This is a genomic window from Rickettsia sp. (assembly GCF_965035265.1).
Map to the genome: position 1 here is coordinate 1 of NZ_CBCDJS010000073.1, position 6,552 is coordinate 6,552.

The following is a 6,552-nucleotide window of genomic DNA, read 5'->3' on the forward strand; positions in this document are numbered from 1 at the left end:
TGTTGGCTGCAAAGTAATTTTTCTACCGCCATATTCACCGGATTTAAATCCGATAGAAAAATTCTGGGCTAATATGAAACGATGGATTAAGAATAAAATTACTGAATTCGCAAACTTGTACGAAACTTTAAAAAAGTTTTTTACTGCACATAATACTATATGATTTACTATAGCTTTCCGTTTCGGTAATGATAGCTGTTTTGCCTTGAAAATATAGGACTTTACCGATTAACTCAGTGCTTACTAAGTTAGTATCTCTTGCAAAAAATTCACGGGATAATGGGATTAAATTCATTTCACTATAGTGTTTATATTTATGACTCTAGCAAAGCATATCGATGTCATTCGTTGTATAGTACTGGACATTTTTTAAAAAGCCCTCGATGTCATTCCCGCGGAAGCGGGAATCCAGGGTAAAGCGAGATAAATCGAGCTTTTAAAAAATCTTAATTTCAAAGATTCTTTACTTTTCAAATTAAGCTTTAAAAAGGCTTTAAAGTAATGGATTCCCGCCTTTGCGGGAATGACATAGAATAAAAATTGTCTGGTACTATACATTCGTTGGCCGGTTTCATCGTCATTGCGAGGAAAAACTATAAGTTTTGACGAAGCAATCCAGTAAAAAATGCTAATTTATAACATTTTTATTATTTTTCTGGATTGCTGCGTCGCTTCGCTCCTCGCAATGACGGTTCGGGTATCCACGCAACAACGCCCCATTATAAAACGGTTGGCATTTGATGATTCTTTTAAAGGTAAGCCACAAGCCTTTAAGTGTGCCGTGTGTTGTTATAGCTTCTTTAGCATATTCTGAACAAGTGGGATGAAAGCGGCAATTATTGCCAAGTAACGGAGAAATGAAATATTGATAGAATTTAAGTAGTAATAATAAGATTCTAGTCATTTTGCAGCTTGTCTATTATTTCTTCCATTTTTTCGTGCGTCAGGTCTTCATAATAATCGTCGTTAATTTGTACGACCGGAGCGTTAACGCATGCTCCTAAACATTCTATTTCAATTAAGCTAAATTTTTGATCTTTCGTTACTTCTTTTTCTTCTATACCAAGTTTTTTCTTGCAAGTTTCCATTATATCATTACTACCGCGTAGCCAGCAAGGAGTGGTAGTACATACTTGGATATGATACTTACCAACTCGCTTTAAGTTAAACATAGTATAAAATGTTGCAACCTCATAAGCCCGTATATAAGGCATTTCTAGCATATTTGCGACATATTCGATAGCAGGAACAGATAGCCAACCGCCGTTTTGACGCTGTGCAAGGTCAAGAAGAGGCAGTATGGCACTTCTTTTTCCATGCGGCGGATATTTCTTTATAATCTCTTCTGCTAGATTTAAATTTTTCTTATCAAATGTAAAATTTGTAATTTTTGTATTCATATACTCCTAATATTATGAATAGTGTAGTAGACGAAGTTTAATTTGGAAAAGAGCAAGGCGTTTCATATTTTTTGACCACGGCGTACATACTAGTACGTGAGGATCAAAAAATGTTAAACAACGACGCCAATTTTTCAAATTAAACGAGTCTACCTATCTATCTCACCAAATACTATATCAAGCGTAGCTATAATAGTAATAACATCTGCCATTAAGTGACCTTTGGACATAAAATCCAGTCCTTGTAAATGAGCAAAGCCGGGAGCTTTAATTCGGCATCTATAAGGTTTGTTACCTCCTTGCGAGTATAAATATACACCGAACTCGCCTTTAGGGGCTTCTACGGCTTTATAGGTCTCACCTAGAGGGACGTCATACCCTTCCGTATAAAGCTTAAAATGGTGAATCATTGCTTCCATTGACTCTTTCATTTTAGCTCTCGTTGGCGGTGTAATTTTTGGATCGTCGGTTTTCACTTCGCCTTTTGGCATTTTTTCTATACATTGTTTGATTATTTTAACAGATTCGTACATTTCAAGCATGCGTACAAAATATCTGTCGTAACAATCGCCGTTTTTGCCTATCGGTACTTCAAAATCCATTTCATCATATACGTCGTAAGGGTTTGATTTACGCAAATCCCAAGCTATACCCGAGCCTCTAAGCATAGGACCTGAAAACCCCCAGTCCATCGCTTCTTTTTGAGATACAACGCCAATATCTACTAAACGTTGTTTCCATAACCTATTTTCATTTAGTAGGCTTTCGATATCTTGAAGTTTAGGAGGAAACTGTTCTATAAATTTATCTATATCCTCAAGTAAACCGTCAGGTAAATCTTCAGCAACTCCGCCAGGTCTGAAGTAGTTTGAATGCATACGAGAGCCGGAAACACGCTCATAAAACTCCATGATTTTTTCTCGTTCTTCAAATAACCATAATAAAGGAGTAGTAGCTCCAACGTCTAAGGCTTGGCTGCCTATATTTAAGGCGTGGTTTAGGATTCTTGTTAATTCTGAAAATAATACCCTGATAAACTGGGCTCTTCGTGGAACATTACATGCTAATAATGATTCAACGGCTAAAGCAAAGGCATGCTCTTGACACATTGGCGAAACATAATCAAGGCGATCAAAATAAGGTATAGCCTGCAAATATGTTTTATGCTCAATAAGTTTTTCCGTACCGCGATGAAGTAGCCCAATATGAGGATCGGCATTATTTACTACTTCCCCGTCCATCTCAAGGATTAGCCTTAAAACTCCATGAGTTGCCGGATGCTGCGGACCAAGATTTAAGGTTAAAGTTTTAGTGTTGTTAGTCATAGTATTTTTTGTTGTTTATTTCTGGATTCCTGTACTTCTATGTCATTCCCGCGAAAGCTGGAATCAAGTACTTTAAAGTTTTTTAAAAGCTCGATTTATCTCGCTTTACACTGGATTCCCGCCTACGCGGGAATGACATCGAGCAGGCTTTTCAAGCAATGCAACAACGCCGTTTTTAGCTAAGCATGACATAGACTATCCTCGCAATGACGATTTTGATGTAATTCTATTTTTGGATTCCCGCTTTCGCGGGAATGACATCGGCTGCCTTCTCATCACCTGGCAGTACATAAGTCGGGCTATGCCAGTGAGAGCTGAAATCAAACTCTCGATATTCTATGTCTAAATCTACCGGCTCATAAGCGACTTTCTTTAGTTTCTCATCATATTTAACTTGTGTATAACCGGTTAACGGGAAATCTTTACGTAATGGATGCCCCTCGAATTCATAATCGGTTAGTATTCGTCTTTTATCGTCATTGCCGTCAAAATTTACCCCGTACATATCATAAACTTCACGCTCATACCAGCAAGCAGCATTAAATATATTCATTGCTGAAGGTATAGTTTCTTTTTCGGATACATATACTTTTATTATTAAACGTTTATTTAATTTTAGGCTTAGTAAGTTGTAAACTATTTCAAACCTTTTATGTATTAAGGTTATTTTTTCTGGATTCCCGCTTTCGCGGGAATGACATCCTTCCGGAAAATCAGCCCCAAATAAATCAGTAAGTAAAGTGAAGCGTAATTCTTCCGATTCTTTTAAAGCTTTTAAAAACGGTAATAAAAAATTTGGCTCGATTTTATAAGCCAGATAATCCTTAACTGTGACCGGAGTTATTAAAATGCTAGATTTAGCTGCAAGTTTTTCAATGATTTTTTCGAGCGTCATACTTAAAACCTGTAGTGCGTTTAATTTTTTTCTGTAGTTGCATAAGCCCGTAAATTAATGCTTCGGCAGTAGGAGGGCAGCCAGGGACATATACATCAACCGGCACGATTCTATCACAGCCACGCACTACCGAGTAGGAAAAGTGGTAATACCCGCCGCCATTGGCACAGCTGCCCATTGAAAGTACCCATTTAGGTTCGGCCATTTGGTCGTATACTTTACGTAGAGCTGGTGCCATTTTGTTGGTAAGTGTTCCTGCAACTATCATGAGATCGGACTGTCTTGGGCTTGGTCTAAATAGCATACCGAAGCGGTCCATATCATATCTACTTGCTGCTGCCTGCATCATCTCAACTGCACAACAAGCAAGTCCAAAAGTCATTGGCCATAAGGAATTAGCTCTCGCCCAGCCTATAACGTCATCAACTTTAGTGAGTAAGAATCCTCTGTTAGAAAGCTCTTCATTAAGCAGCTCGTCTTCTTGATAAAAGTTATTATGCATTTTTATTCTTACATAAGTTAAATATGGAAATACGAAGTTTAATTTGAAAAGAAGCAAGCTTGTTTGCAGTTTTTAACCGCAGCGTACTTAAATGTACGTAAGGATTAAAAACAAAAGGAAGTGCCGCTAATTTTTAAATTAAACAAGTATTTTTACTACCAATCTAAAGCTCCTTTCTTCCATTCATATACAAACCCGATAGTAAGTACGAATAAGAAAAACATCATTGAGAAAAAGCCTATTTTACCTATCATATTAAGGCTAATAGCCCAAGGCACTAAAAATGCGATTTCAAGGTCAAAGATAATAAATAAAATGGCAACTAAGTAAAAGCGTATATCAAATTTTGATCTTGCATCGCTAAAAGGCTCAAAACCGCACTCATAAGGCTCTAGCTTATCTTTATTATATTTCTTAGTGGATAATAAATTAGGTAGAATCATTATTACACCGGAAATCAATACCGCAATACCGAAGAATATAGCAATCGGTAGATATTCCTGTAAAAATTCTGAGTTTTGTAGCATATGTTTTTATTGTATGAGTATAAGCGCGGTTTATGTCATTCCCGCGAAAGCGGGAATCCAGTTAATTAATAGATATAAACACAGTAAGTTTTTAAAACTAAAAGCTCGGTTTACCTCGCTTTATGCTGGATTCCTGCTTTCGCAGGAATGACATAAAGAACACTTACTTCTATATTTACCTCAAATAGCATTAATTATCAACGACAATATCAGGTTTAACTAGTAACTTCATTAAAACTAGTACCCAAATACCGCTTGATATCCACCATATTTGCCACATATTATATGAAATCATCCCTATAATATAATAATTTATAAAACACGCATAAGAAGCTGCCCTAAAATTGTTATTCTTTATATTATCGATTTGTCTTAAGTATTTATAAACTAAGCATAAAAATAATATTAGCCCTATTACACCGAGTTCAAGAGTAATCTGTAATATATTATTATGAGGGTGTAGTGGCAATGGATGCCATTTTTCACCTTTATAATTGATCATTTCACTATCACCAGCTTCGATATATTTAGAAGAGGCAAAGCCGTATCCTAAAATCGGTTTTAGGGTGATTTTGTTTGCAACGAAATGCCAAATAAATAAACGATGAGCTGCAGAAGGTTGTGTAGCTAAATATTTTTCAGATAAATCTTGTGGTTCTATTTGTTTAGCTATAACAGGAAATAGTAACGAGCCGGTAATTAAACTTATTGTAACTAATTTGAAAAATATCGGCTTTGTAAGCTTTGCTAAAATAAATATTACTCCTCCTATACCAAACCCTAAAAAACTTGCTAAACTATCGGAAATACTCAGTAAATAAAGCACTAATATATATAGCATTAAGGCATAACGGTATTTTTTATCATTTATTAGAATGGTGATTGCTACCCAAGCAGTAATTGAAAGTAAAGCACAGCCCCGATCTAGCATATATAAGCCAAAACTAGCTTTGAATATCTTAGTTAAAAAACCATGAGAAGAATATTCGATAAAGAATAATAATATTGCCGTGAGAATTCCTAATATTAAAACTTTTTTGAGTTGCAAGCGATTCCCGAAAGGAGCAGAATTACTAACGATAAATCCAAGAAATAAGAGTATGAAAACTTGAGCAAAAGTAACTAGGCTATTAATAGGATGAATTGCAAATAAACAAGATATAAAGCACCAAGCAGTGAATAGTAGTTCTGTTTTTATGTCATTCCCGCGAAAGCGGGAATCCAGTAAAAAATTTTTTATAAGAGTGGATTCCCGCCTACGCGGGAATGACATAAAAGATAGCAAGGACGATATTAGCAAAAAAATTGTAACGGTAGCTGCAACCGATAAGCCCGCAAGCATCCCAAGACTAGGAATTAGGAATATTAAACTTGAGATTAAATACTGCATCTAAAAACAATCTTTAGCAAAAATTTCGTAGATTGGGTGTTCAAACGTTGAAAGTGAAATACTGCCTGAAGTCATCCATCCTTGAAAAAGTAAATTAGGGTCTTCATCAATCTTATATTCCGTTATGGTCATCAACAAATAATTATCTTCATTATATGGATCAAGATTTTTTATACATTTGTGTAATTTGATTTTTATATTACCGAAATATTTTTCTCCTCCAACTTTAAAATTAATTTCTTCAGAAGTAGCAGTAATTTTATTTAGAGCGATAATTTTACCGTTTGTGTAATTCTTAAATTCAGAACTATTATTAATGTTATCGTTTGGATTTAAAATAGGATGGTTTTCATCAAGAGGGATAAATACATCATTTTCAATATCTTCGGTTGTAGTAACCGACTCTAAATTTTCTGCAAATATAGGAAAATAAGTACATATGATCAGGATAAAAACAATTCGTAATAGCTTCATAAATAAAAATGTATATTTTTAGAAATTATATACTATAGG

9 protein-coding genes and 1 pseudogene are annotated in these 6,552 nt (G+C 35.2%); 1 reads left to right on the forward strand and 9 read right to left on the reverse strand.

Features of this window, described 5'->3' with window-relative positions:
• Positions 1-16 precede the first annotated feature (16 nt).
• On the forward strand, positions 17-163 hold the full coding sequence (locus AC1Z7D_RS05345) for a transposase (protein ID WP_482602641.1): 147 nt from the start codon (positions 17-19) through the stop codon (positions 161-163).
• A 6-nt stretch (positions 164-169) separates the two neighbouring features.
• On the opposite strand, the pseudogene AC1Z7D_RS05350 reads toward AC1Z7D_RS05345, so the two are convergent.
• From AC1Z7D_RS05350 to AC1Z7D_RS05390, 9 genes and pseudogenes are all read right to left on the reverse strand, one after another.
• Positions 170-295 (reverse strand): annotated as a pseudogene (locus AC1Z7D_RS05350) (DNA-3-methyladenine glycosylase); the annotation flags it as partial.
• 333 nt (positions 296-628) lie between these two features.
• Entirely contained in the window at positions 629-904 is a 276-nt protein-coding gene (yidD, locus tag AC1Z7D_RS05355) for a membrane protein insertion efficiency factor YidD (protein WP_482602625.1), read from the reverse strand.
• Entirely contained in the window at positions 897-1,400 is a 504-nt protein-coding gene (gene nuoE / locus AC1Z7D_RS05360) for an NADH-quinone oxidoreductase subunit NuoE (protein WP_482602627.1), read from the reverse strand. The genes yidD and nuoE overlap by 8 nt, the downstream gene beginning before the upstream one ends.
• Positions 1,401-1,549: 149 nt before the next feature.
• Complete coding sequence (gene nuoD, locus AC1Z7D_RS05365) at positions 1,550-2,725, reverse strand: NADH dehydrogenase (quinone) subunit D (protein WP_482602629.1); 1,176 nt, start codon at positions 2,723-2,725, stop codon at positions 1,550-1,552.
• Positions 2,726-2,951: 226 nt separating this feature from the next.
• The gene (locus AC1Z7D_RS05370; RefSeq protein ID WP_482602631.1) at positions 2,952-3,620 is read right to left on the reverse strand and encodes an NADH-quinone oxidoreductase subunit C; all 669 of its coding nucleotides are present in this window, start codon (positions 3,618-3,620) and stop codon (positions 2,952-2,954) included.
• Complete coding sequence (locus AC1Z7D_RS05375; protein ID WP_482602633.1) at positions 3,598-4,122, reverse strand: NuoB/complex I 20 kDa subunit family protein; 525 nt, start codon at positions 4,120-4,122, stop codon at positions 3,598-3,600. Before AC1Z7D_RS05375 ends, AC1Z7D_RS05370 begins: the two co-directional genes overlap by 23 nt.
• Positions 4,123-4,277: 155 nt before the next feature.
• Positions 4,278-4,649: an NADH-quinone oxidoreductase subunit A gene (locus AC1Z7D_RS05380; protein ID WP_482602635.1), complete on the reverse strand. Its 372-nt coding sequence runs from the start codon at positions 4,647-4,649 to the stop codon at positions 4,278-4,280.
• A gap of 190 nt (positions 4,650-4,839) precedes the next feature.
• On the reverse strand, positions 4,840-6,039 hold the full coding sequence (locus tag AC1Z7D_RS05385) for an O-antigen ligase family protein (RefSeq protein WP_482602637.1): 1,200 nt from the start codon (positions 6,037-6,039) through the stop codon (positions 4,840-4,842).
• The gene (locus AC1Z7D_RS05390) at positions 6,040-6,513 is read right to left on the reverse strand and encodes a DUF2155 domain-containing protein (protein WP_482602639.1); all 474 of its coding nucleotides are present in this window, start codon (positions 6,511-6,513) and stop codon (positions 6,040-6,042) included.
• Positions 6,514-6,552: the final 39 nt, after the last annotated feature.

Excerpts from the sequence above, each read along its gene's own strand:
- yidD (WP_482602625.1), bottom strand. The coding sequence starts at position 904 with ATGACTAGAATCTTATTATTACTACTTAAATTCTATCAATATTTCATT.
- nuoE (WP_482602627.1), bottom strand. The coding sequence starts at position 1,400 with ATGAATACAAAAATTACAAATTTTACATTTGATAAGAAAAATTTAAAT.
- AC1Z7D_RS05375 (WP_482602633.1), bottom strand. The coding sequence starts at position 4,122 with ATGCATAATAACTTTTATCAAGAAGACGAGCTGCTTAATGAAGAGCTT.
- AC1Z7D_RS05380 (WP_482602635.1), bottom strand. The coding sequence starts at position 4,649 with ATGCTACAAAACTCAGAATTTTTACAGGAATATCTACCGATTGCTATA.
- AC1Z7D_RS05385 (WP_482602637.1), bottom strand. The coding sequence starts at position 6,039 with ATGCAGTATTTAATCTCAAGTTTAATATTCCTAATTCCTAGTCTTGGG.
- AC1Z7D_RS05390 (WP_482602639.1), bottom strand. The coding sequence starts at position 6,513 with ATGAAGCTATTACGAATTGTTTTTATCCTGATCATATGTACTTATTTT.
- AC1Z7D_RS05370 (WP_482602631.1), bottom strand. The coding sequence starts at position 3,620 with ATGACGCTCGAAAAAATCATTGAAAAACTTGCAGCTAAATCTAGCATT.
- nuoD (WP_482602629.1), bottom strand. The coding sequence starts at position 2,725 with ATGACTAACAACACTAAAACTTTAACCTTAAATCTTGGTCCGCAGCAT.